At 42.5% G+C, this 24,531-nt stretch carries 22 protein-coding genes and 1 tRNA gene; 11 read left to right on the top strand and 12 right to left on the bottom strand.

Going from position 1 to position 24,531, the window contains the following annotated elements; translation table 11 throughout:
- Nucleotides 1-191: 191 nt before the first annotated feature.
- The 6 genes from T344_RS0109540 to T344_RS0109515 all read right to left on the bottom strand — a co-directional run bounded on the left by T344_RS0109540 (nt 192) and on the right by T344_RS0109515 (nt 5,398).
- Nucleotides 192-752: a hypothetical protein gene (locus T344_RS0109540; RefSeq protein ID WP_027628509.1), complete on the bottom strand. Its 561-nt coding sequence runs from the start codon at nt 750-752 to the stop codon at nt 192-194.
- 100 nt (nt 753-852) lie between these two features.
- Nucleotides 853-1,203: a type II toxin-antitoxin system PemK/MazF family toxin gene (locus T344_RS0109535; RefSeq protein WP_004627529.1), complete on the bottom strand. Its 351-nt coding sequence runs from the start codon at nt 1,201-1,203 to the stop codon at nt 853-855.
- Nucleotides 1,197-1,481, bottom strand: a complete 285-nt coding sequence (locus T344_RS0109530; RefSeq protein ID WP_004627658.1) for a CopG family ribbon-helix-helix protein — start codon at nt 1,479-1,481, stop codon at nt 1,197-1,199. The genes T344_RS0109535 and T344_RS0109530 overlap by 7 nt, the downstream gene beginning before the upstream one ends.
- 217 nt (nt 1,482-1,698) lie before the next feature.
- Nucleotides 1,699-2,868 carry an alanine racemase gene (gene alr, locus T344_RS0109525; RefSeq protein WP_027628508.1) on the bottom strand — a complete coding sequence of 390 codons (1,170 nt, stop codon included), beginning with the start codon at nt 2,866-2,868 and terminating at the stop codon, nt 1,699-1,701.
- Between the two features lie 291 nt (nt 2,869-3,159).
- A complete protein-coding gene (locus T344_RS0109520) occupies nt 3,160-4,710 on the bottom strand; it encodes a bifunctional ADP-dependent NAD(P)H-hydrate dehydratase/NAD(P)H-hydrate epimerase (RefSeq protein WP_027628507.1) in 1,551 nt (516 codons plus the stop codon).
- Nucleotides 4,711-4,765: 55 nt separating this feature from the next.
- The gene (locus tag T344_RS0109515) at nt 4,766-5,398 is read right to left on the bottom strand and encodes a coiled-coil domain-containing protein (protein WP_027628506.1); all 633 of its coding nucleotides are present in this window, start codon (nt 5,396-5,398) and stop codon (nt 4,766-4,768) included.
- 316 nt (nt 5,399-5,714) lie between these two features.
- On the opposite strand from T344_RS0109515, the gene T344_RS0109510 reads away from it, so the two are divergent.
- The 7 genes from T344_RS0109510 to nudC all read left to right on the top strand — a co-directional run bounded on the left by T344_RS0109510 (nt 5,715) and on the right by nudC (nt 14,056).
- The gene (locus T344_RS0109510) at nt 5,715-6,890 is read left to right on the top strand and encodes a polysaccharide pyruvyl transferase family protein (RefSeq protein ID WP_027628505.1); all 1,176 of its coding nucleotides are present in this window, start codon (nt 5,715-5,717) and stop codon (nt 6,888-6,890) included.
- Between the two features lie 33 nt (nt 6,891-6,923).
- The gene (locus tag T344_RS0109505; RefSeq protein ID WP_034861000.1) at nt 6,924-8,453 is read left to right on the top strand and encodes a lipopolysaccharide biosynthesis protein; all 1,530 of its coding nucleotides are present in this window, start codon (nt 6,924-6,926) and stop codon (nt 8,451-8,453) included.
- 20 nt (nt 8,454-8,473) lie between these two features.
- The gene (locus tag T344_RS0109500; RefSeq protein ID WP_027628503.1) at nt 8,474-9,652 is read left to right on the top strand and encodes a Coenzyme F420 hydrogenase/dehydrogenase, beta subunit C-terminal domain; all 1,179 of its coding nucleotides are present in this window, start codon (nt 8,474-8,476) and stop codon (nt 9,650-9,652) included.
- Nucleotides 9,653-9,735: 83 nt separating this feature from the next.
- Nucleotides 9,736-10,686, top strand: coding sequence for a glycosyltransferase family 2 protein (locus tag T344_RS27950; protein WP_051571726.1), 951 nt, complete (start codon nt 9,736-9,738; stop codon nt 10,684-10,686).
- A gap of 100 nt (nt 10,687-10,786) precedes the next feature.
- On the top strand, nt 10,787-11,281 hold the full coding sequence (locus T344_RS0109490) for a DUF4330 domain-containing protein (protein WP_004627516.1): 495 nt from the start codon (nt 10,787-10,789) through the stop codon (nt 11,279-11,281).
- A 12-nt stretch (nt 11,282-11,293) separates the two neighbouring features.
- On the top strand, nt 11,294-13,012 hold the full coding sequence (locus T344_RS0109485; RefSeq protein ID WP_027628502.1) for an O-antigen ligase family protein: 1,719 nt from the start codon (nt 11,294-11,296) through the stop codon (nt 13,010-13,012).
- A gap of 207 nt (nt 13,013-13,219) precedes the next feature.
- A complete protein-coding gene (gene nudC, locus T344_RS0109480) occupies nt 13,220-14,056 on the top strand; it encodes an NAD(+) diphosphatase (protein ID WP_027628501.1) in 837 nt (278 codons plus the stop codon).
- A gap of 78 nt (nt 14,057-14,134) precedes the next feature.
- Here nudC and T344_RS0109475 read toward each other — a convergent pair whose 3' ends face one another.
- Nucleotides 14,135-14,569, bottom strand: a complete 435-nt coding sequence (locus tag T344_RS0109475; protein WP_027628500.1) for an Hsp20/alpha crystallin family protein — start codon at nt 14,567-14,569, stop codon at nt 14,135-14,137.
- A 168-nt stretch (nt 14,570-14,737) separates the two neighbouring features.
- Nucleotides 14,738-16,309 carry a stage V sporulation protein B gene (gene spoVB / locus T344_RS0109470; RefSeq protein WP_027628499.1) on the bottom strand — a complete coding sequence of 524 codons (1,572 nt, stop codon included), beginning with the start codon at nt 16,307-16,309 and terminating at the stop codon, nt 14,738-14,740.
- 368 nt (nt 16,310-16,677) lie between these two features.
- Here spoVB and T344_RS27945 point away from each other — a divergent pair, with 368 nt between their 5' ends.
- Together T344_RS27945 and T344_RS0109460 are read left to right on the top strand one after the other, a co-directional pair.
- A complete protein-coding gene (locus tag T344_RS27945; RefSeq protein WP_034860997.1) occupies nt 16,678-17,484 on the top strand; it encodes a C40 family peptidase in 807 nt (268 codons plus the stop codon).
- Between the two features lie 142 nt (nt 17,485-17,626).
- On the top strand, nt 17,627-18,391 hold the full coding sequence (locus T344_RS0109460; RefSeq protein WP_027628498.1) for an N-acetylmuramoyl-L-alanine amidase family protein: 765 nt from the start codon (nt 17,627-17,629) through the stop codon (nt 18,389-18,391).
- Here the strand turns inward: T344_RS0109460 and dusB are convergent.
- Complete coding sequence (gene dusB, locus T344_RS0109455; protein WP_027628497.1) at nt 18,357-19,319, bottom strand: tRNA dihydrouridine synthase DusB; 963 nt, start codon at nt 19,317-19,319, stop codon at nt 18,357-18,359. The two genes, T344_RS0109460 and dusB, sit on opposite strands and share 35 nt — an antisense overlap.
- Nucleotides 19,320-19,525: 206 nt before the next feature.
- Between dusB and T344_RS0109450 the strand changes: the two genes are divergently transcribed.
- Both T344_RS0109450 and T344_RS0109440 read left to right on the top strand, forming a co-directional pair.
- Nucleotides 19,526-20,623, top strand: coding sequence for a DNRLRE domain-containing protein (locus T344_RS0109450; protein WP_027628496.1), 1,098 nt, complete (start codon nt 19,526-19,528; stop codon nt 20,621-20,623).
- Between the two features lie 556 nt (nt 20,624-21,179).
- Entirely contained in the window at nt 21,180-21,521 is a 342-nt protein-coding gene (locus T344_RS0109440) for a helix-turn-helix domain-containing protein (RefSeq protein WP_004627753.1), read from the top strand.
- 83 nt (nt 21,522-21,604) lie between these two features.
- Here the strand turns inward: T344_RS0109440 and T344_RS27940 are convergent, their stop codons facing one another.
- The 3 genes from T344_RS27940 to T344_RS0109420 form a co-directional block, all read right to left on the bottom strand.
- The gene (locus tag T344_RS27940; protein WP_051571724.1) at nt 21,605-23,146 is read right to left on the bottom strand and encodes a YecA family protein; all 1,542 of its coding nucleotides are present in this window, start codon (nt 23,144-23,146) and stop codon (nt 21,605-21,607) included.
- Between the two features lie 517 nt (nt 23,147-23,663).
- Nucleotides 23,664-23,738, bottom strand: a tRNA-Arg gene (locus T344_RS0109425).
- Nucleotides 23,739-23,881: 143 nt separating this feature from the next.
- Nucleotides 23,882-24,523, bottom strand: a complete 642-nt coding sequence (locus T344_RS0109420; RefSeq protein WP_242842051.1) for a hypothetical protein — start codon at nt 24,521-24,523, stop codon at nt 23,882-23,884.
- Between the last annotated feature and the right edge of the window lie 8 nt (nt 24,524-24,531).

Below are 24,531 nucleotides of genomic sequence, written 5' to 3'. Positions count from 1 at the left end.
AGGAACATTTTCCTTTTAAATTTATTTGTAATTTCAATAATGCAATTTTATATCACTTTATTTCACCTGTTACCATTCATTTATCAATACGGTTATTAACACTATAATTTTCTTAACATTAAAAAAGGAGCTCAATAATGTATCGACATTAAGCTCCTTTTTATTAATAATTGCATAAGCATGGAAATATTTTATTTTATTGTATAAATGCCCTTTACCATAACATATGAATCCTTTGAGGCTTTTATACCTCTCCCGTCACCATTGGGAACAAGCAGCAGCTGGTTGTCGGGAATAACCTCCCCGTTTTTCAGGTCCTTGCCTGAAATAAGGTTTGATAACCCTCCGGATGCTGTCTTTTCTATGTACGCAGTGGTACCGCCTTTAGTTCTGACAATAATTTCAGCGCTGCTGTCTCCCAGCATTATTTTACCTGCCGGAAGCTTGACAACCTTGAATACCATACTCTCCTTCAGTGCGGCAAGTTCTTTTTCGGTGTCGCTGAGCTTCTTTTCCAGATTTGTATTGGAAGCCGATGCCGACATTTGCTTCTTCAAATCGTCACCGGTACTTTGAATCAAACTCCTCAAGGTGGCTTCCAATTTGTCTATGTAAGTAGAGTCGTATATCACCCGTCCGCTTCCCGATTCGGCTCTGGCAGCCGGTGCCAGCTGAAGCAGGGCAAAGCAGCATATAAAAGCAACCAATATAAAAATGTGTCTCTTTTTTATCAAACTCTTCAGTTCTTTCATTCCAACCTCCGTCAGAGTGCAAAGCACGTATTTTCATATCCGGGGAGTAAACCCTGAATACAACGTATACTGTTTTTCGTATTTACTGCCGTAATCTATATTATAGCTCCGACAGTCCAAAACTGACTTCCAGAGCATTGTTTACTTTATCCATAAGTTCTTCGTCAAGGTGACCGATCTTTTCTCTCAAGCGTTTCTTATCAATGGTTCTGATCTGTTCAAGCAATATAACAGAATCTTTTGCAAGACCATATTCCAAAGCTCCTATTTCTATATGAGTAGGCAGCTTTGCTTTATTTATCTGAGAAGTAATTGCAGCTGCAATTACAGTTGGACTATATTTATTACCGATATCATTCTGAACAATCAGTACAGGTCTGACACCGCCCTGTTCCGAGCCGATAACCGGGCTCAGATCTGCATAATATATGTCTCCTCTTTTTATTACCACGTTTCCTCCATCTCCCCAAGCTTCTCCTCATATATGCTCTGCTGATCATTGTCAGCTCCGAGGCAACCCTCAGCAAGCCTCAGATTTATTTCTGCCATCTCTTCGTAACCCCTTTTCATTTTATCCCTCAATTCAACCTTATGTTTTTCTCTTATATAAAGACTCATTGCTTCCCTGACAATCATACTTCTGTTTGTTTTCTCATTTGAAACCATGATATCCAGTTCTTCCAGTAAGTTGTCCGGAACGCTAATCAATATCTTTTTATATTGAGCCAACTTATTTACCCCCACTTCTTAGAAACAATGGCAGAAATTTCTTTTTACAAATCCATCGTTTCTTAATAAGCTTTTCTCTATATCTTATAATATTCCAAATATTCAAATAAATCAGCATAGCCATATGATAATACCATGAACACGTATAGGAATATTATAACCCTCCACCAAATACCGGGTCAAATTAAGTTTATGTTACTATGTTCTTAAAACCCGCTCATATCAAGTAATTCAGAATTTTCGAAATCTTTCCATCTTTGATGAAGGCCCTCGGTATTCTCTTTCCGATAATACAAACAAGTTCATAATTTATCAGACCTATTGAGTTGGCCACATCCTCTGCGGTAATTACATTGTCTCCCTGGGCACCGATAAGTACAACCTCATCTCCCACCTCGACCCTTCGGGTTAAATCCGTCACATCCACCATGCACTGGTCCATGCAGATCCTGCCCACAACCGGGGCATATTGACCGTGTATGAGCACCTTGCCCTTGTTGCTCAGCAACCGTGTATAGCCGTCGGCGTAACCAATGGGAATGGTGGCAATACGAGATGTCCTGCCGGTTGTAAATATTCTTCCATAACTTATGGATGTATCCTTTTCGACCTCTTTCTCAAGAATTACATTAGCTTTTAAAGTCATTGCAGGCTTTAGGAGAATTTTTTTCCTGTCTACCTCTTCAGACGGGTACAATCCATATTGTATGATACCCGGGCGAACCATATCTAGATGCATTTCAGGATATTCAATAATTCCTGCGCTGTTAGCGCAATGCTTGACTGGGATATGTATTCCGATTCTCTGAAGCTCATAGCATATACTCATAAAACGTTCAAACTGTGTTAAAGTAAATTCTCTGTTTTTTTCGTCGGCTGTTGCAAAGTGAGTAAATAATCCCTCAATTATTATGTTTGGCAGACGGCTGATCTCTACAACATTTTTGACCGCGCTGTATCCGGGTAAAAACCCGATCCTCGTCATCCCCGTATCAATTTTTATATGGATCTTAACCTTGCGTCCCTGCTTAACCGCTTCTTCAGAAAGTGCCTGTGCCAATTCATGGCTGAAAACCGATTGAGTCACATCATTTTCAATGATCTCATTTACCCTGATGGGATCGGTATAGCCCAGAACAAGTATGGGCACGTTTATTCCCTGCTTCCGCAGCTGGATGGCCTCATCCAGCATTGATACCGCAAGTCTTGTCACTCCGTTCTCCAGGAGGGTCCTTGCCACCTCCATTACTCCGTGTCCGTATCCGTCAGCCTTGACCACCCCCATGATCTCGGCATTTTTGTTTGTAATTTTTCTGATCTCACGAATATTATGAGCAATGTTGTCAAGATTTATCTCGGCCCATGCCCTGTTCAGTTTATATTCCATTTTCATCCTCCGTGTACATTAGCTTTCCGGATCAAAGTCGGATACGGAATTTATCAATGTAATATCCATCGCTTTCTATGTATGCTCGAAGTTAAAGCAGTTCTGTTTATAACTTCCTTCTCTAGTATAACCAAATTCTGTTTACTGAAAACATATCATGACAATAAAATATTATCACTATATTTATAGCTGTTCAAACAGCTATACTATAATAATATGTTCATTTTTATTTAATGTCACTCATTAGCTCCAACTATACGGGAATAATCTGCGGAAATTTGCTGTTTGCTTTTAAATAATTTTTTTCATGGCTGCCGGGATACATTCCACTATGTCCATAGCTGTCATACCGTGCTGTCCCTTTTGCCGGGCCGCTATATCTCCTGCCAGCCCATGGATGAACACTCCGGCCACGGCGGCCTCAAAGGCTCCTGCCCCCTGTCCTATCAGTGATGCAATAATGCCGGTAAGCGAGTCTCCGCTGCCTGCCGTGGCCATGCCGGCATTGCCTGTGGGGTTGATGTACACCGTTCCCTTGCTGTCGGCTATCAGCGTCTTTGCCCCCTTCAGCACAACAGTTATTCCCCACAATTGGGAATATTTGCGGGCCACTTCAAGTCTGTTCTCCTGTATGTAGGCCGTATCAAGCCCTGTCAGCCTGGCCAGCTCTCCAGGATGGGGAGTGATGACCACCTCTTTTTTAAACTTTGCCAAAATACCTGTATCCCGTGACAGGGCATTTAAGGCATCGGCATCCAGAACCACGGGTACCTCCAGGCTGTCGGCCACAGCTGCTATAATGTGGTATATGCTCTCATTTGCCGAAAGACCCGGTCCGATGGCGGCAACATCACATTTTTTTATCAGGTTCAGTATGCCCTCGGTACTTTTCTGGCCAAGTATCCCGTTATATTCTGTCAGACCCACTCCTACCGCCTCGGGTACAACGCTCTGGTATATGGACAGCATGCTCTTGGGCGCTCCGATGTATACCAGACCGGAGCCTGTTCTCAGACTGGCCCTGGAGGCGAGACAACCCGAACCGGCCATACCGTGTGAACCTGTGACAACTGCAACCTTACCGCAGCTTCCCTTGTTGAATTCCGCACTTCTCACAGGAATTATATCCTTTACGGTTTGGAGGTCGGTCAGGTGGGTGTTTACAACAATATTCGCAATTGCCTCCTCCGGCATGCCGATGCTTTCCACGGCAAGTTTTCCGGTGTACGAAGCTCCCGGATAAACCAGCTGTCCAATCTTGGGCAGCTCAAAAGTAACGGTTTCATCAGCTTTTATACAGCTGTCCGAGACTTTTCCCGAAGCTGACTCTATGCCCGAAGCAATATCTATGGAAATGGTATATTTTGAATTTTCATTAATGGCATTTATTACGTCGGCAAGGTAGCCCTTGGCCCGTCCTCTGAACCCTGTCCCGAATATTCCGTCTATGACAGCCCGGGACCTGCGTATTTCATCTATAAATCCGGCAATTTCCCCGGTTCCGTCAAAAAGCCTTATTTGGGCACCAAGCCTTTCGATAATATCAAAATTCAGCCTGGCATCCCCCATAAGAAAGGCTTTATCAAACAAACAGTATACTTTGGCATTATAGCCTTTGACAAGCAGGTGCCTGGCAACCGCGAACGCATCTCCGGCGTTATTGCCCTTTCCTGCCACCAGAAGGACATCTCTGGGTAAATTGGAATTTTGCCCGAAATAGGCCTCTATATGTTTGACAACCTGTAATGCGGCATTTTCCATAAGAACCATCCCGGGTATACCCAGCTTCTCAATGGAATATTTGTCGATTTCGCCCATCTGGGCGCCTGTAACAGCTTTCACAATAACTCTCCTTTCATAATCAGCAGCGTCTTGTAGTCAGGAGACAAATTTAGTCTTACTCTTTGCTGCTGAAATATACTTCGTCCAGCTTTTGGAGCTGATCTCCCCCCAGCAGGTCGTGAAAATATGAATATGTGTCGGTATCATCCTGGGCCCTTAATTCCCTTTCGTCCACCAGCTTAATAAGCTTTTCCTTTGTTTCTGCTATCTCCCGGTCAAGCTCGGCCACCCTCTGCTGATTTTCCCTTATGGAAAAATATACTATTTTGACGGTTTGCTCAAGCAGCTCCAGATTTGCCTGCCTGAGTTCCCTGGGAATGCCGGACAGTCTTTCCTCAATCTCTGCCAGCCGGTTATTTATGCCTACGATCTGCTTTTCAGATCCCTGCATTTCAGTCTGAGCATCCTGATTATTATTTTCAAAAACTTCGGTGGTAAGCTTTATTATTTTGTCCATGCACTCTTTCTTTTTGGCAGCTATCTCTTTGGACTCGGTTATGACTCTTGACTGTTCCTTCAGCAGTTCCTTGATCTTATCTTCGCATTCGGTTATTTTCTCGGTCTTTACAATATTTTTAAACAGACCGTTCCATCTCTCATCCAGAGTCAGCAGAGATATGTCATTTTTAATAAGGACCTTTATATCCAGCCTGGGTTCGTTTTTTTTCCTGTTAAATAACTTCCACATGTGTCCTCCATAATTCGAGTATTGCAAAAATACATCCCGGTGGCCTATTATAACATCCAAAATGTATCCGGGGAAATTTGACCGCCGGTACAGACCACTCGTACACGTAACACTTCAATAAAATTCGTCTTTATAATTCTATATCGGTAATTTTTGAAATAAAAATAATCATAATGTTGGAAACGGGTATTTTTCTTTTCAGCCTGCGGCTTGTAAAGCAGAATACTCAAGGGTATAATTAATTATCAGACTTTTATTGTCTGGGCAAGGTATAAAGGTATAAAAGAACAGGCTAGCCGCAAAAGAAAGGTTGTTTATGAAAAAATTATTGCTCTATGCCCATGCGGGCAGCAGGAATCACGGCTGTGAAGCCATAGTGAGATCTACTTTGAAAATATTGAACCTGAATAATATAGACGTATCCCTGGCTACCTTCAGAGTGCAGGAAGACATTGATTTCCTCTCTCCCGATTTCAAACTGAATTTTATCACCTATAAGCGTTATGAGGGCATCCACCCCGTAAGGCTTGTGGATGCAGGCTTAAGGAAATTAAAACTCAAGCGGGATTTTCTTTTCTCCCATTCCCAAAAGGATATCTCCGAAAATCTGGACAGGGATACACTATGCCTTTCCATCGGAGGAGACAATTACTGCTATGGGATACCAAGATGGATATATTACACCAATACCATGGCTGCCGGGAAGGGCAGCAAGACAGTCTTTTGGGGCTGCTCCGTCGACCCTGAAGCCATCAATGCCGAGATGCTGGACGACCTCAAAAAATACAGCCTTATTATTGCCAGAGAAAGTATCACTCATCAGGCATTTATCGATAAGGGCCTGTCCAACACCATCCTTCTGCCCGATCCCGCCTTTACGCTGGACGTAAAACCGGTGGGGCTGCCTGAAGGCTTTGCAGAGGGGAATACCATCGGAATAAATGTCAGCCCCCTTATTATGAAAAGCGAAACCAGCGGAGGAATTGTTTTCAAAAGCTATACAAGGCTCATACAGCATATTCTGGATACCACAGACAGCTGTATAGCACTTATTCCCCATGTTCTCTGGGAGCATGACAACGATATGCTGCCCCTGTCAAAGCTGTATGAAATGTTCAGGAACACCGGCAGGGTAGTCCTTGTTGGTGACACTTATAATTGTATGGAACTGAAATTTTTGATTTCCAGCTGCAAACTGTTCATAGGCGCCCGCACACATGCCACCATAGCAGCCTATTCGACAGGTGTTCCGACTCTTGTTATAGGGTATTCCGTCAAAGCCAGAGGAATTGCAAAGGATATTTTCGGAAGTGAGGGAAAGTACATTCTTCCCGTACAGAAGCTCCAGCAGGAGGATCAGCTAATAAAGGCCTATGAGGCTCTGAAAGAGAATGCGGACCATATCCGGGAACATCTGTCCGGATTCATGCCGGGATATATTGAAAGGGCGTATTCCGCCGGGACTCCGGTAAGAAAGCTCTTAAATCCCTAAAAACATTAACAAGGAAAACAAAAGGTAAAACTGATGAAGATAAATGAATTAAAATGGGGCGCCGCCCTGTCTTACACCAATATACTGCTGTCCAACGTAATAAATCTTGTTTTCACCCCCTTCCTGCTCACTACGCTGGGCAAATCCGAATACGGCCTGTACACCCTGATCGGGGCCTTCGTAGGCTATATGGCTGTTCTGGATTTCGGTCTCGGGAATACCATTACCCGGTATGTTGCAAAGTACAGGGCACAAAACGACAAGCAGGGTGAACAGGGCTTTCTGTCCCTTGCCTTCCTGATCTACGCAGTTTTGACGGTAGTTGCAGTTGGGATAGGCCTGGGAATGCTTCCCATACTGCCCTCTGTTTTCGGCAGATCACTTACCGCGGCCGAGCTGGATACCGCCAGCAAAATGTTTGAGGTGCTGATTGTCAACATTGGTCTGACATTGTTTCTGAACGCCTTTACCGCCATAATGTCAGGCTATGAAAAGTTTGTATTCCCAAGAACTGTCACCATAGTGAGGGTCATCGCCCGGCCGCTTGCCATAATCATCCTGCTGCTCATGGGCTACAAGGCCTTTGCAATCGTTGTGGTGGACACCATATTAAACGTATTGCTGCTGATGGTAAATATGTGGTTTGTATTCGGAAAAATGAAAATAAAGGTCAGGTTCCAGCATCACAACTGGCCCTTTGTCAAGGAAATCCTTATGTTTTCGGTATTTGTCTTTATAAATATGATTGTGGATCAGGTTTACTGGAGATTGGGTCAGCTTGTGGTGGGCATATTCTACGGAGCGGTGCCTGTGGCCATTTTCGGCCTGGGTATGCAGTTCCCCGGCTATTATATGAATTTCTCCACTGCAATTTCAGGAGTATTCCTGCCAAGGGCCACTCAAATGTGCGTGGACAATGCACCCGCTGAGGAACTGGACAACCTTTTCATAAAAACCGGCCGGATTCAATTTATAGTTATGGGCTTCATACTGTCAGGTTTCATACTGCTGGGCAAGCCCTTTGTGATACTATGGGCCGGTGCAGACTGTATCCAGGTATACTATATTGCACTCATTGCCATGGTTCCTCTCACCATACCGCTTATACAAAATGTGGGTATATCCATCCTTCAGGCCAAGAATCTGCACGCATTCAGATCGATCATGTATCTGATAATTTCCCTTGTGAACCTGGGAATAAGCATACTGCTCACAAAAGAGATCGGTATGATGGGTGCTGTGGTCGGAACCTCCATATCGCTTATAATAGGTAATATAATCATTATTAATATTTACTATAAAAGAAAAGTGGGTTTGAACATACCCAGATTTTTCAAGGAAGTATTCAGCAGGCTTCTGCCTGCCATGCTCTTAAGCGTTGCTGCCGGTATTGCTGTTTTACACATTCCCGTGGGCGGCTGGCTGGGGCTGGCGGTGAAGGGTGCGCTTTTCACTCTTGTCTACGGCGCCGCGGTGTGGACGATAGGTATGAACTCATACGAAAAAAGTTTATTTCTCGGTCCGGTTATGGGAATAATTAAACATGTAAAGGTAAAAAATTAAAAACCGGAATGGAGGCTCTAATGGATTCGGTATTTGATAATAAAAATAATTGCTATGGCTGCTCCTCCTGCGTTCAGGTCTGTCCTTCCGGTGCCATCTCATTCCGGGAGGATAACGAGGGGTTCTCATACCCTGAGATAGACGGAGCAAAATGTACCGACTGCGGCCTGTGCAGAAGGGCCTGTCCCATTTACAGGGACCTTAAAGCGCCTGATCAATCCTACCCAAAGATATATGCCGTTTGGAACAAAGACGAGGAAGCCCGAAGTTCAAGCACTTCGGGAGGAGTTTTCCCTGCACTGTCCAAACAAATACTCAATCAGGGCGGTGTTGTTTTCGGAGCGGTCTTCGATGAAAGTATCAAAGCAGTTCACACCGGTGTGGAATCACAGGAGCATATCTGGAAACTGCAGGGCTCCAAGTATACCCAGAGTCTGATCGGAGACTGCTACAGAGAAGTCAGGACTTTATTGAAGGACGGCAGAAAAGTGCTGTTTTCAGGTACTCCCTGCCAGGTGAGCGGGCTTTACTCATTTTTGGGCAAAAGCCCTGCCGGGCTCTGCACCTGCGACTGTGTCTGTCATGGAGTCCCTTCTCCCGGTGTATTTGAGCGCTATAAAGCCCATCTGGAAAAAATTAATGAAGCTGAAATAGAAAATTTTAATTTCCGTAACAAATCCAAAGGCTGGAAGAATTATAATATAAGTGTTCTCTTTAAAAACGGAAGGCATATGCTGGCCGATTTCAAGACAGACCCCTATATGAGAGGCTTTATAACAAATATGTACCTGCGGCCTTCCTGCCACAGCTGTAAATATGCATCTGTCCAAAGACAGTCGGACATTACCCTGGCCGACTTCTGGGGTGTTGAAAAATACAAGCCGCAGCTGGATGACGACAGGGGAACCTCCCTGGTTTTGGCCAACTCCCCCGTGGGTGCCGAACTGCTTGAGGCATGCCGGGAGGAGCTGATTATCCATGAGGCCGACCTGTCTGCGGCTATAGGGGAGAACCCCAGCCTTACCGGACCATCCGGCCCCAACAAACTTAGAACCAAGTTTTTCAACCAATTGGACACAATGGATTTTGCCGCTCTTCAGAACAGGTTTTTAAAACCCCCTTCACAGGCCCAACTCTTATGGAATAAGTGTCTGCGTATTCCTAAAAAGCTTGTAAGGATTGTCTTAAAAAAAACTTAAATTTTTGTTAAGACCTGCCCTGAAATTGACATCTCAAAATTGAGATGCTAAACTAACCATAAAAATATACGGGAGTAGGTATAATGGACAGTTCACCATTGATTTCGGTTATTATACCGATGTATAATACCAGGGACTTTATTGAACAGACGGTTAAAAGCGTATTGGCGCAAACTTACAGCCGGCTTGAAGTGATTATAGTGGACGACGGCAGCAGGGATGACGGTGCAAAGCTTGTACAGGCCCTGCAAAGGGATGACTCCAGGATCAAATATATTTATCAGGAAAATCAGGGGGTATCGGCCGCAAGAAATAATGCGGTGGCAAATTCCTCCGGTGAGTACCTGGCCTTTCTGGACAGCGACGATCTGTGGAAGCCCGACAAGCTGGAAAAGCAGCTGAACAGGATAAAAGCAACAGGTATGGCTGCCTGCTACTGCGGTTATCAGATGTTCTGCGGTGATGAAATGGGTAAAGTCTTTCCTGAGCGGTATTTTGAAGGCAGCATACTGGCTGAGGTTATTCAGGAAAAGGTATCTGTCTGGACAAGCACCGTTGTTGTTAAAAAGTCTGTTGTAACAGATAATAAAATAGAATTCAGGCCCGGATTGAATTGGAGCGAAGACATGGAGTTCTTCTGCAAGCTCATGTATCTGAGCAGTTTCTGCTGTGTCAGGGAAACTCTTGCCCTCTACAGGCAGAGACCCAATTCCCTGTCCTATTTACCCGACAGAGCACCGGAAATCGGACTGTGGAAGGACATTATCAACTGGATAAGCTCGGTGTCCACACAAAACAAATATGACAGGCAAAGAATCCTGAAAGTTATAGAAAAATATAAATTACCCTCGATAGCAATTTTCTGTACATACCAGAAGCTGATTTCAGGGGAAGCCCCCGATGAGGATTTTCTGTCAAAGGTTCCTCCCCGGCTGGTCTATGACTACAGGCCCAGCTTATCGACTACGGGCTTCAAGCTGTTTGTAAAGAAACTGCTGATATTGTATAAATACCGTTACAAAAACAAGGTTTAATATTCTTTTGAAGGAATTCGAAAGAATTTTAAATAGGAATGACTAAACTTTTGAAATATTAGTTATTCTAAAAAATATAAAACTAAGGAGAGTAGTAAAAATGAAGATTGTTAATGAAAAGGGAAAATTATTCGGACTGATAAACATTGTTGATTTAAGTGTTATTGTTTTGATTCTTCTGATCGGTGCCGTAGTGCTTTTAAAGACCATGGGCTCAGATGTGGGACCCATTACAAGTGAAGAAAGCCAGCAGACCATAACCGTCACCTTCAGGGCAGCAGTCCGCAATGATGAGCAGCTGAAGGCCGTGAAGGAAAAAGACCAGCTTATTTCTCTGCTTAAGCCGGTGGATGCCTATATCACATCAATAGAATTCAAGCCTCTTGAGGTACCCATAAATACTGCCGACGGAAAAGCGGTATATTCGATTGACCCCAAAAGAAAAGAGCTGGTTGCCAAGTTTACAATGAAAACTGCCAGAGGCAACGGAATAATCAGACTTGATTCACAGGAAATTTCAGTGGGCAAGGCTTTTACCTTAAAAACCCGTACCTTTGAATCCCTGGGAACTGTAGAAGCTATTGAGTTCAATTAAGGAGGTCATATTGTGTGGAAATATGTCTCAAACAGCCTGATTTACAGATTCCTCATATTTATTTATGAAGTGGTAGGCAATGCTTACAGAAACAGCTTTCTGAACAGATGTGTCGAAACTGTGGCAGCCTGGAATCAACACGGTTTATTGTACAGAACCAAACAAAATTATATATCTTCAACCCCGAAATATTCCTTTTCAGTTACATACAGGATATTGTCCTTTTTCGGAAAAATTCTGGACAGGTTTGCAGGACATGTAAATCATGTCTATACCAAAGCTTTCAAGAACAGCCTCTTCGCCAAAACCTGCCGGAGCCTGCTGCTGCTCTGGAAAAAAATCTTCGGAAGATGGAGCGGCCTGTCCTGCTTTATTATCCTGGCAGCAGTTTTGGGAGTCTCGGCCTACGTGCTGCCTAAGCTTGTTGTAGCCGGTATTATTGGTATCCTGGGGCTGGTATTCATTCTTAGAAATTTTGAAAGAGCAGCTTATCTTGTGGCTATTTATCCCATATTATATTTTGTGGCAGGTGTATCAAATATAAGTTTTCTCGTTTCACTCTGGGATGAACTACTGATTATTTTCTGTGTGGGCATCTGGTTTTACAGATGGGTGGCCGACCGGAAGGATTTCAATTTTGCCTGGACACCTGTTGACTTTTCACTGATAATATTCTTCGTAGTCTGTATAGCATTATTTGCTATAGGCTCACTTAAAACGCTCGGCTTTGACAGTCTGGGCTTTGACGGACTCAGAGCAGTTATTGAGTACATGTTCTTCTTTTTCATTGTAGTCAAGCTGCTGAGGTCAGAGGATGGCGCCAAAAATCTTATAAAACTGATGATTCTGACAGGTGTGGTTATGTCACTGCACGGTATATACCAATATATTGCAAAAGTAGAAACTCCGGCCTATTGGACCGATAAGGTGGAAGTATCCTCCGGCCCCAGAGTTTTTTCCTTCGTAGGAAGCCCCAACGTATTGGGCTGCCTGCTGGCACTGGTAATACCTCTGGCAATATCCCTGATATTCTCTGAGAAAGATTTGATACAGAAGTTTTTATACACTGCTGCCAGCGGAATAATGGGTATATGCATACTGCTTACAGGCTCCCGTTCCTCCTGGATCGCCCTGGGCTGTGCTCTCATAATCTATTCCATTTTGAGCAGAAAATATTATCTCATTATCGGCTTATTTGTTGTGGCAATACTGGCCTATACCATGGTATCATCAGTACGGTCCAGAATTGATTATATGCTTGATCCGGCTTATATAGTCAGCAGTTTTACTGGCGGAAGGTTTGCCAGATGGCCCAAAGCACTTGAAATGTTCTACAACAACCTGCTCTTTGGGGAGGGCTTCGGCCGGTTCGGCGGTTCGGTTGCCACTATAAACAAGGTCAAGGGCGCCTTTTATGTAGATAACTATTATATAAAGGCAGCCGTGGAAATGGGCATATTCGGACTTGTTACGTTTTTGGCCGTCCTTTACAACGGAGTTGTCTGGTCCTTAAGAGCCTCCTACAAAGTGGAGGACAAGGTCTCCAGGGGCCTGATACAAAGCGGCTTCGGCGCCATGGTAGGAATTCTTGTTACCAACGTGGTTCTTAACAACTTTGATGCCCCGTCAGTTACAACCTATTTCTGGACCATTGCAGCGGTTTGTGTGTTCCTGGGCTATGTGAAAAAAGGTCCCAACAATGTACTGACAAACATATCGAATAAGCAATAATAAATATAAATTACCCGCAAAACCCTGTTCCTGTAAACGGAACAGGGTTTTGATTTTGAAATCAATCTGTGCTATCCTAAAAAGAGTCTCTTGGGTTGGAAGAAAGCTTTATAAACATATTTACCGCAGCATGGCTGTTGTATGTATAAAGAACTCAAGCGGCTTTATTACTTGTTTTATGCTGCATGGCGGCAGAATGGAGACTTTATGGAAAGAGAAAGTATATACAAACATTACGAGCCGGCTGTGACAGCTCCGGATATAAATCATTCCGAAGCTCACTGGTTTGCTTTTTTCACAAATAAAATGCTGGTAAAAAAAGCTGACGGGAGCTATGCCGTCCCCTATGCAAAGGGTTTACACCAGCTCGGCATACAGGCAGTCAGGACCCAGTATCTGGGTTTACTGCAGGGGAAGCCCTGTTATTCGGCAGAGCTTGCATCGGAGGGGTCTGCTCCTGAAGGAATGGAGTTTGTGGAGCTACGGGCACTTTATGATTTTATTGCTGAGGATTTGTTCCTGCTGGCAGGCAAGGCCTATCAGATAGTATGCTGGGATCAGACCCATCAATTCTGCGGCAGATGCGGTTCGGCTACCGAAGATCTCTCGGGCGAAAGGGCCAAAATCTGTCCCAAATGCGGCTTTATCAGCTACCCCAGAATATGTCCCGCTGTGATAACTGCTATTCGGAAGGGAGATCAATTGCTGCTGGCGCATGCCAGGCACTTTAAGGAAGGCATGTATTCCCTGATCGCAGGTTTTGTAGAAGCCGGTGAAACCCTGGAAGAGGCCGTTCGGAGAGAAATCCATGAGGAAGTTGGTATCAGCGTAAAAAATATCCGGTACTGGAGCAGTCAGCCATGGCCCTTCCCAAATTCAATGATGCTGGGTTTTACCGCCGAGTATGACAGCGGGGATATAAAGGTTGACGGTGTTGAGATAACCGATGCCGGGTGGTATAGTGCGGATGACCTCCCCGGGCTGCCGTCCGATGCCAGTATTGCCAGGAAGCTCATAAATTGGTGGATGGAGCAGAACAGGTGAAGGCACCATCTGTTATTGAAGATATGTAAACCCGGAAGAACCGCAACTAAGCTCAGTTACAGTTCTTCCGGGATTGTTTTATTGTATTTCAATTCTGTTATTTTTCTTTTTCTCTTCGCCCTTTGGAAGGACTATTGAGAGAATACCGTTTTCATATTTTGCGGATACGGCCTCATGCTTTACGTTCTCTACGTAGAAGCTTCTGCTGCTGGAGCCATATCTTCTTTCCCTTCTGATATAATTATTTCTCTCCTCTTTGCTTTCCTCCGACCTTTCCACTGAAATTGTAAGCCTGTCATCCCTCAGATCCAGTTTGATATCTTCCTTGTTTACACCTGGAATTTCGGCCTCAACAATGTATTCCCTGTCATTTTCCTTTACATCGGCCTTGATTGCATGACCAGCAAATCCCAATGCTGTATCATTGAAGAAGTCGTTGAAAATGCTGTCTATGTCGAACAGACTTCCCCTTTCCTGAATTTTGTTGTTTCTGAATGGAACTATTCCAAACATATAAACACCTCCATAAATATATTATATAATTTTGTTTTGATTTTGACTTTCTTTGACCTTGTGTCTATATTTTAAATCATCCTCTTTGACTTTTCAAAACTGATTTTGACTTTCTTTGACCTTTGTTTTGAGTATTTATTTAATTATTTAATTTTATCTTCATATATCTTAAATTTTCTTGTATTTCCTTACTTTTTTATTTCTTATCCCCAGCAGTTGAAGCAGCTCTCTCCAATCTATAGCACCCACCAGCGCCATAAGGAAAAGTGCTATTACAATATATGCGCCAACTGCAAAAAGGGTTTGCCAGATAACCGGGAGTTTAAGAAAGTTGAAGAAACTATATATGTAATTGCTCAATAGGAACAGGAGCACTGTGACGAGAGCCGGCCTTACCACCCAGTGCCTCAGATCAAGAGCCATTCCCGTACACTTCATTATTGTGATGAAATTGAGTATGCATACGATCAAGGCGCTGATTATCACTCCCAGTATGTATGCCGGTATGCCATGCTGCGGAATAAGAAAATACACACACAGTATCCTTATTGCCGAGCCCACTATTGAATTTATGAGATAAAGGCCCTGTTTCCCAAGTCCGTTCATAATGCCGGTAAGTATCTGTGAAAGGTATATAAATATGCAGGTAAACGATAACATAAACAGGGTATATCCCACATTTTGTCCGGGATAGATCATGTTGGCTATTTTGTCCGGATAACATGCAAAAAGGGCCATAAAAACGAAACCCAATACCATGGTTATCTGTATGGATTTTGAAATCCTGTAATTGGCCCTGCCATAGTTATTTAACGATATGGCCTCGGAAATTGCAGGTACCAGTGTTGTTGCAAGGGAAGTTGTTACCAGTGCGGGAAACATTATGAGAGGCAAAGCCATGCCTGTAAGCTTGCCGTATGCCTCCATGCTCTGAACCTGATTGAGTCCACCTGCCAGTAATCTCTGGGGGATTAATATCACTTCTGCGGCAGCCATCATTGAAATAATAAACCTGTTGAAGGAGATGGGGGCCGCACAGGCCAAAATCGAGGCTACCAGCTTCCTCTTCCGGATAATGCCCTGTCTGGATTTCGGGGTGATATGGGGGTACTTCTTAAACCTGTAATATACCGCAAGTAAAAAGAGATTCGACATTTCTCCCACAGCCATACCCACAGTTGCCAGGGCACATGCGTATTCAAGTCCCTCTTCAAGAAACCTGGCGGCAAGTGCCATTATTATAGCTATCTTGACCACTTGTTCAACTATCTGTGATATTGCTGTAGGTGTGACCTCCTGAATCCCGTAGAAATAACCCTTGTATGCAGACGCAGCCGCAATGAGCGGTATGCAGGGTATCATCAAAAGAACAGAAGTATAGGTTCTGGCATCTTTTAATATAAAGTTAACTATAAAATCAATATTAAAGTAGAGCAGTACGGATAAAATTGAGCTGCCTGCCAGCACTCCCGCAAGTCCGACTTTTGAAATTCGTTTTATATTGATGAAATTGCCCTGTGCCGCCTGTTCGGCAATCATCTTTGAAACTGCAATCGACACACCTGATGTGAGTGTAAGAATTATTAAAGAATAGACAGGTACTATCAGTTGATATAATCCTATTCCCTCGGCACCGATTAAATTTGACAGGTAAATCCTATATATAAACCCAATTATTCTCGTTACAAAACCCGCAGCCATTAATATTATTGCACCCGTTATAAATGTCTTTTTTGTCATAAGCACCTCCAAAAATATAGTACCTTGATTAATTTTATTGACCAAGTGAAGCTTTTATGACTCTAGGTTCCCAGCAGTTTACCATAAATTACAGGTTGATAGGCCCGATTCAGGCACTTATAATAAGCCCATCGGCTGTTTTATGTAAACCATTTATATTACAGCTGAAACACTGAATATTTAGTACAAGGTCAGCAGGCCTTGGTATTAAGGTCTTATCAGACGGCCGATAAACCGTTTATCAAAAAAAATATCCGGTAAGTAAAAAGCGCTGGAAAAATACGCGCTAAAAAAATAACCCCTAAACATTTTTGTTTGATGTATAAATGAATGTACATTTCAGGGGCTTTCATTTTAGGGAGGTCAATATGAATAAAAAATTAATAGCAAGTGGTATAGCTCTGGTGCTGTGCTTGACGGCAATAGCCCCGGTCTATAAGAGTTTGACCTATAACAGGGAAATTCTCGATCCGGCCAAAATACAGGAGGTCGGAACACAGGCTAATCAGGATTTTACAATATCAGAATCCGAAACAATGAAAGCTGAAGATTTGGCTATAAAATCAATGGAAGCAAACCCGGCTTCGGCTATAAAAACCACAGCTGCCACAGCAGGTGCCGAACAGTCTGCTGAAGTCAAAAAATCAGTCCCTGCGGCAGCACCACAAAAAACTACTGCTGCCAAAAAATCAACTGCCGTTAAAAGCGCCGCCGTAAAGAAATCAACAACAAAAGCGGCAAAAACAACAAAAGCAAAACCCAAAACCACAGTTTCCAGGGGCACAACCACCAAAACTGCCGCTGCAAGTTCAAAGGCAAGTGCGGTTATAGCCACAGCGAAAAGTTATATGGGCGTGCCTTATGTCTGGGGCGGCGAATCCCCCAGCGGCTTTGACTGCTCAGGCTTTACACAGTATGTATTGAAAAAGAACGGTGTCAGTATTCCCAGGGTTACTGCAGACCAGTTCGGAGCAGGTGTGAGCGTATCAAAGAGCAATTTAAGAGTTGGAGACCTGGTCTTTTTTACAACTTATAAACAAGGACCGTCACATGTGGGCTTTTACATGGGAGGCGGCCAATTTATCCACGCAAGCTCATCAAAAGGAGTGACCATATCCAGTCTGAACAGTTCATACTACTCAGACCGATATGTGGGTGCAAGAAGAGTATTTTAATAAAAACGGCAAATAATAAAAAGGTTGCAGAATTTACAGTTCTGCAACCTTTTTAATTATTATTGTGATAAAATAATTATACATTAATGCCAATATTTTATAACTCAAAACTTAACCTGTTCCGGAGGGTAAACACCAATTTATGGATGTTAACAAAATTATAGATAAATTAAGCAGAAAGCTCAGTCAAAGAAGTCTTATATTTATAATTGTTTTTCTTTCCCTGGCCATAATCGGTATCATTGGCGCTTACCTTGCAAAAAAAGAAAATCCGACCCCCTCGGGTTCATTGTCAACATCCCTGGAGACAGTTCAGGAAAAACCTCCTCTGGTAGTTATAGACCCCGGCCACGGCGGTTGGGATCCCGGAGCCATGGCAGGCGATATCAATGAAAAGGACATAGTTCTGGACATTTCTATTGAAATTGAAAGATTGCTGATAGAAAAAAACATTGACTATTACATGATAAGAACAGAGGATATCTATGTCAGTCTTGAAGACAGGGCCCAAATTGCCAATGAAAAGAAAGGCAGGCTGTTTATAAGCATCCATAACAACTCTTTTACCGATTCGGCCCAGAGCGGAATACTGACCGCGTACAATCCCTACTCCCCGAACGGAAAGAATATGGCCAAAATAATGCAGTCAAAAATAAAGGAATTAGGCATGAAAAACAGGGACATTATGCCGCGTCCCAACCTGTATGTCTTACGGCATACCGAAATGCCGGCCCTGCTGCTTGAAATAGGTTTCATGTCAAATAAAAAAGACCTGAAACTTTTAACTGCCGGCGATTTTCAAAAAAAATGCGCGAAGCAGGTTGTTTCAGGCGTTGAAGATATACTTGACAAGTATATCCTTGATTCAAAGGCTACTGATGCAGAAGGAAGTCCTGAAGCAGACTGATTATTTCATCCTTGTCGTTCATCTTAAATATCTTTTGTTTTGTGACCGAAGCATCTCTCATACCTTTTATATACCAGGCGATGTGGGATCTCATTTCAAGAATTCCGGTCCTTTCTCCCTTGTGTTCTATCAGCATATTCATATGTCTTATGATAGTATGGATTTTTTCCCCGGCAGTTGGCTGAGCAGTAAAAACTCCCTCTTCCAGATACTTGTTTATCTGCTTGAAAATCCACGGGTTTCCCTGTGCTCCTCTTCCCACCATTATCGCATCACAGCCTGTTTCTTCCAGCAGCCGTTTAGCCTCTGCAGGGCCGGTAACATCCCCATTCCCGATAACAGGTATGGAAACGGCCCGCTTGACCTGCCTGATAATATCCCAGTCAGCCTTTCCGCTGTAATATTGTTCGCGGGTCCTGCCATGAACCGTAACTGCGCTGGCTCCGCAGGCCTCTGCTATCCTTGCTATTTCAACGGCATTTACGCTGCATTCATCCCATCCCTTTCGGATTTTAACCGTTACTGGTTTGTTTGCCGCTCCCACAACAGCGCTGACTATTTTTCCAACCTGTTCAGGCCTCTTCATCAAAGCACTGCCCTCTCCGTTTTTAGTGATTTTAGGAGCCGGACAGCCCATATTTATGTCAATGATACTTGCATCCGAAGCATTTAATTTTTCTGTGACTTCTGCCATTATATCCGGCTCGGAACCAAATATCTGAACCGCTCCCGGTTTCTCCTTCTCATCAAGCAGCGTCAGTCTTGCACTTTTTTCATCCAGGTAATGCATACCCTTTGCGCTGACCATCTCGGTATAGACCAAACCGCAGCCCTGTTCCTTGCAGAGCACTCTAAAGGGCATATCGGTAACCCCTGCCATAGGTGCCAGAAAAACTCTGTTTTCCAATCCAACATTTCCTATCCTCAAAAGAAATCCTCCTTCAAAATCAACATTCCTATTGTAACAGAATTTTCGGAAACAAGTAAAGAACTCCGCAGTAGAATCCTGTACTAATGACACAAAAATTAGTTTTTGCAACATAGGAGTATTTTAGACATATTATGTAAATATAGTCATAGTATAGAATGGCCTTATAACAGTACATAAATCCACTATGAAAGAAGGTACAACATATGCCGACAATAACGGTTAATATCCCCCAAACTACATTTGTTGCTTCCGGTGAGCCAAACACCAATTATTCATTTTACCCTCTTTTGAATATCGGTGCCGACCCCAATTTTCAAAACTGCACAGGACTGCTGAAAATTCCCCTGCCGCAGCTATCGGTACCGACAGTGGACAGTGCCCGGCTCAACCTGGCGGTCATAACCAAATCGGGCACAAACCCCAGCCCGATAGTGGTAAACAGAGTAACCTCGGACTATGACACAAATACCGTAACCTATACTACCCAACCGCCTTTTGCTCCCACACAGTATCACTACGATGTCGGTACAGCTGATCTATACACTACAATACACATTGACATAACAGGACTTGTAAATGAGTGGCTGGACGGATCCCAGAACTTTGGCATTGCACTTGCAAATTCCGATGGCATTACAGAAGTTCAGCTTGCCACAAACAACATTGGGTATGAGCCCTATTTCCCCACATTGACCATCACCTACACCGAATCACCCTTTACAGCCACAGGATTGAATTTCAGCTACGCACAGCTGGCCAATATTATTGAACAGCTTATTCTATATTATCCTGCCAACACTATGACTGTTTTCACAAGAGGTCTGGTAGCAGCTTCGGTAACCGGTACACCCTATCAGCTTTATAAATCATCTGCCGGAACTTACGGTGCAATATTTGTCCTTACGGATGCCGGACAGCAGGAGGCAATCCCGCTTAATGCGATAACTGCCGTCTATACCGGAGACGGAACGGTTTATAATCCCTCAATAACTTATCTTCCGCCTCCGGAGGAATTTACGCCCGGCTTTGATACAAACCTGATAACCTCATATTACGAATACCTTCCGCCGGATACCGACGTTACAATATATGCGGGCTCAAACATCACCGCTTCTGGAACCATATATAAAAATGAATACGGGCTAATTGTATTATCAGATGCTGAGGGCAATACTCCCATATTCATACCTGTTAATAATATCAATGTTGTACTTCCTGTTTTTCAGACCGGTGACCTGCAGCAAACCCGCAGATCAAGGGTTTTGATAGAGCCGGGCAAACAGTCCGAAGACCCGGTATAAAGCAGCTTCAGTAATATCCCGGATAGCAGCATCGCTGCAGATAAAAGTGCCGCTAATCACTGAATTTCAGGCTGTTAAGCGGCACTTTTATGGACTTCTGTGTACAGGTTAAAAGAGATTTTATCAATCTTCATAGTGTTTTTCCTTTTCACTGATTGATTGTGCTAAGCTTTTCTGTAGCTCTTCCTGCTGTTTTCTTTTTTCCTGTTGTTTGTCGGCCAAATGCAATAGGTAAATAAGGATAATGAAGCCAATTAAAATGAACACACCCTTAAGAGGATCGTTGAAAAATAACTTTAGAAGCATGTAATAATCCTCGGGATACATATCCAACACCTTCCCCTACATTATTTTTGAGTCCTATATTAACTTTGAAATCTCCTTAAACCTTTTATCATAAGTAGGTCAGAAAACCTTTTAATAACCATTATCCTAAAGTGTAGTAAATTATTGCATATTTGTCAACACTTATAGGGTATTTATTTAAGCTTTATATGCTCCATAAGGCGTTGTGTTTTGTTAAAATAACCGTTATTTTGTCTTTAGAGGTGAGACAATGAAAGATACAGTAAAAATAATTGGAGACAGAATTAGAAATTTAAGAACCTCAAAAGGATGGAGCCAGGAAGAATTGGCACATAGAGCAAATTTACATCCGTCGCATATGGGGCGGCTGGAAAGAGGCGAAGAGAACGTAACTCTTGAGAGCCTGGAAAAGGTTACAAGTGCATTAGGTACTACACTTGAGGAACTATTCAGAGTTCTTGGCAATGATTCTGAATATCGTGATACTTCGGTACTTTTCAGTATTATAAGTAAATTGAACAGTCGAAGTGTTGATGACCAAAAAGTAGTTTTAAAACTTATTGATGATTTGATACAGTGGAAGGATAAATGATATAGAGAGTCATCTGTTCTTCCCATTGACGCTGTAAAAAATTTTGTGTATGGAACAAATGTATATTAATATACACAGGTAAATTAGATCATAGAACCATGGCATCTTTTGAATTTGATTCCGCTACCACAAGGACATGGATCGTTTCGCCCTGGCTTCCCACTTATAATATTATTTGAGAGATCAGCCCCTAGTTTAGCATCTATATAATGTCTTGGTTCCGTTGGAAGTGTCTTCGGAGAAATATCTTTTAAAATTCCTAATTTTTCATGAGCCTCCGCAGCGTTAATCTCCATCTCAGTGGTCCATTCCCTTGCATCTAGATATATCATATCTTCTGAGCGTTCTTGTGAGTATTTCGGTTCTACTGCTAACCCAATTATGTGATCATTACTAGGGTATTTATGCTTTACTACCGCACAATAATTTATTAACAGCAATCGCCTACGATTTCTGTACTTATATAAATCTTCGCCGTCTAGACGCACAACTACAAGGAAAACATAGGTTGGTTCATCTGACTTTGTCGAGAAAACAATTCGAGCACTAAAATCTACATTTTCGTCCTTTGATGATATCTCGATATGATCAAGGATAGCATATGCTAGTGTACGTCTCCGATAACGTGGTTCAGCTGCAAGGAATCGTAATAAGGTTTCCTGATACTTAGGACTTGGATCATCTACTTTATATAATGAACCATCTAAAGTATGAAATGCAAATAATTCAATTAAATTATCCCAATACAAACTTGGACGTCTCCATTCTTGAAGTGATCGCCATGTCATGTCTGAAACAAGCTCTTCCCATCCTCCTTCGGCAAGAATAATTTTCGGTGGAATTTCTGGAATATTATAATTGCTCATAACAGAGTTGAAAAAAGAAAGTTCCCCTGCTTCGTTCCAAGACTGCATGTAATATGCAAGGAGCTCTTCCTCACCATCTGCATTTTGTAACCTACCTGATTTCATAAACTTCTCTTTTTCTACTAAATACCTTATCAAGTCAGGTGCTGTGTCTAATGTTTCTAGTACAATTGAAGTTGTAATATCATCAAATACATGTATATACCCATCAAATAAGGCAACCTCTCCAATAGCAAACAGCGGTAGCTTTTCACCGTGATCATGCAGTAGATTATCAAACTGTGGTGAGAATACCATTAAACTGCCACTACCACCATAGTGCATTTTACATCTTTCACCTGCACCTCGTGCAACAGCTATTAGGTGAAATTTAGCATTCTCTATTGAGGGTAAATTGATTGGAAGTGGTTCCATACAATCTTTATCAATAAATAATCGATCAGGATGCTGAGTAATCCACCTCATAGCTCCAAGCAACTGATCAGCAGATCTTTTAATAGCCTTTTTATACCATCGAGCCCAATCAACATCTAGTGATCCAGAGTCAGGAAAAGTACATGACTTATCAGAGAATATCAAAATATGGTCTCCAAAAACAGCTAATGCATCACATACTTCCTTACCTTCATATTTTCCATCCTTTGTTCCTTGGTCACGATATACATTCGGATAAGTCCACAATGAAAAAAAAGAACGTTTACATAAGAGGTTTAGTATTTTTTCGCTTTCAGTAACCCCCTCCGACCTATGTATCTCCATACTTCCTCACCTCAATATCTTTAACAATTTAGAAAGCTATAACAAAATATCTAAAGTCCTCAATTTTTTGTCTTACTATATTTTCAGGTTGTCCCTCCGTTGCTTTTGCAATAAGCATTTGTTCAATATCCTCATCAGTAAGAAGAATAATTACTCTTTTAAATAGTTAGCAATCTGCAAAGCATCCTTCCTTGTTATCTTATGGGTATAGTTTTTGGCATCAACTACTATGTAGTCTGCGGAATATCTTGAGCGTAAATACCTCCAGAACCCTTCCTCAGAGTAGTTAGGAATAATAAAATCTCTTCTATTTACATATATTCACTCCATAGAATGGAAATATTAATCTATTTATTGTCTTACATTAAGCTTGACACATAACTGTAAATTCTAGACAGAAAGAAAAATTCCTGCAAGACATATAAAACAATAACCTGGTAGGGGTAAAGTAGGGCTGTAACAGATATAAAAATAAGGAGTTTCAAGATTTATCACCTTGAACCCCCCCTATTTTTTTTGGCGTCCCGGACAGGAATCGAACCCGTATCAGTGGAACCGGAATCCACCGTCCTATCCATTAGACTACCGAGACATTTTTATTTACTGATATATTATAGACTATTCTTAAGCACATTACAACACAAAGTATCTAAATATCTGCGGTATTAAACTATTAAACTGCGGTTGCACTTATTGGTTACACTTATGTATGGACTGTGTATCAGGCAGACTTGATTACAGCCTGGTAATGACCTGTGTGAATAAAAGCCCCAATGCCTCGCTCAGCAGCGCATTCCACAGGAATACCAGCATAAACACCAGGCTCCTTACACTTGTCGGAAGTTTGAATAATACGCATAGACCGCGCGTAATGGCTCCGTTAAACCAGAAGTATGCCAAAATATCCAATACCGCGGTGATATATAACAGCGCCAAAGACTTATAATTACTGCTCATTTGCAAAGTGTAATACCCCAGCAGGTTTATGGGAGTGACGATGATATTTACGACTATGTAAACTTTCATAACCTTTGTCAGCAGGCTGGAGTAAGACACTCCCATAGACATCGAATTGCTGTCGCTTCTCTTTTTGAAATGCTTTATAATATCAAAGACCGGATAGGAAAAACAAATTACATCCACAAGTCCGATTATCAAAGCGGCTAAAAAAAGAAGCGCACCTGTTCTGATATTGAAAACAACGCTGACTTTATCAGAGGTATCAAGGTTAACTCCAAGTACTCCCAGACCCACGTCACGTATGCCTACCAGAGCAATGCCTATGTATAGCCACATATTCTTATCAGTCAATTTTGAATAAAAATCTTTTTGCAGCAGAAAAAAATCTATTATTTTAGAGGTTTTAAATTTCATCATTTGCTCCT

This window comes from Ruminiclostridium cellobioparum DSM 1351 = ATCC 15832 (assembly GCF_000621505.1).
GTDB lineage: Bacteria > Bacillota > Clostridia > Acetivibrionales > DSM-1351 > Ruminiclostridium > Ruminiclostridium cellobioparum.
This window is presented reverse-complemented; position numbering and strand designations above follow the sequence as displayed.

Bases quoted from the DNA above. Each gene is read 5' to 3' on its own strand.
- T344_RS0109540 (WP_027628509.1), bottom strand. From the start codon at position 752: ATGAAAGAACTGAAGAGTTTGATAAAAAAGAGACACATTTTTATATTG.
- alr (WP_027628508.1), bottom strand. From the start codon at position 2,868: ATGGAATATAAACTGAACAGGGCATGGGCCGAGATAAATCTTGACAAC.
- T344_RS0109515 (WP_027628506.1), bottom strand. From the start codon at position 5,398: ATGTGGAAGTTATTTAACAGGAAAAAAAACGAACCCAGGCTGGATATA.
- T344_RS0109510 (WP_027628505.1), top strand. From the start codon at position 5,715: ATGAAAAAATTATTGCTCTATGCCCATGCGGGCAGCAGGAATCACGGC.
- T344_RS0109505 (WP_034861000.1), top strand. From the start codon at position 6,924: ATGAAGATAAATGAATTAAAATGGGGCGCCGCCCTGTCTTACACCAAT.
- T344_RS0109500 (WP_027628503.1), top strand. From the start codon at position 8,474: ATGGATTCGGTATTTGATAATAAAAATAATTGCTATGGCTGCTCCTCC.
- T344_RS27950 (WP_051571726.1), top strand. From the start codon at position 9,736: ATGGACAGTTCACCATTGATTTCGGTTATTATACCGATGTATAATACC.
- T344_RS0109490 (WP_004627516.1), top strand. From the start codon at position 10,787: ATGAAGATTGTTAATGAAAAGGGAAAATTATTCGGACTGATAAACATT.
- nudC (WP_027628501.1), top strand. From the start codon at position 13,220: ATGGAAAGAGAAAGTATATACAAACATTACGAGCCGGCTGTGACAGCT.
- T344_RS0109475 (WP_027628500.1), bottom strand. From the start codon at position 14,569: ATGTTTGGAATAGTTCCATTCAGAAACAACAAAATTCAGGAAAGGGGA.
- spoVB (WP_027628499.1), bottom strand. From the start codon at position 16,309: ATGACAAAAAAGACATTTATAACGGGTGCAATAATATTAATGGCTGCG.
- T344_RS27945 (WP_034860997.1), top strand. From the start codon at position 16,678: ATGAATAAAAAATTAATAGCAAGTGGTATAGCTCTGGTGCTGTGCTTG.
- T344_RS0109460 (WP_027628498.1), top strand. From the start codon at position 17,627: ATGGATGTTAACAAAATTATAGATAAATTAAGCAGAAAGCTCAGTCAA.
- T344_RS0109450 (WP_027628496.1), top strand. From the start codon at position 19,526: ATGCCGACAATAACGGTTAATATCCCCCAAACTACATTTGTTGCTTCC.
- T344_RS0109440 (WP_004627753.1), top strand. From the start codon at position 21,180: ATGAAAGATACAGTAAAAATAATTGGAGACAGAATTAGAAATTTAAGA.
- T344_RS27940 (WP_051571724.1), bottom strand. From the start codon at position 23,146: ATGGAGATACATAGGTCGGAGGGGGTTACTGAAAGCGAAAAAATACTA.
- T344_RS0109420 (WP_242842051.1), bottom strand. From the start codon at position 24,523: ATGATGAAATTTAAAACCTCTAAAATAATAGATTTTTTTCTGCTGCAA.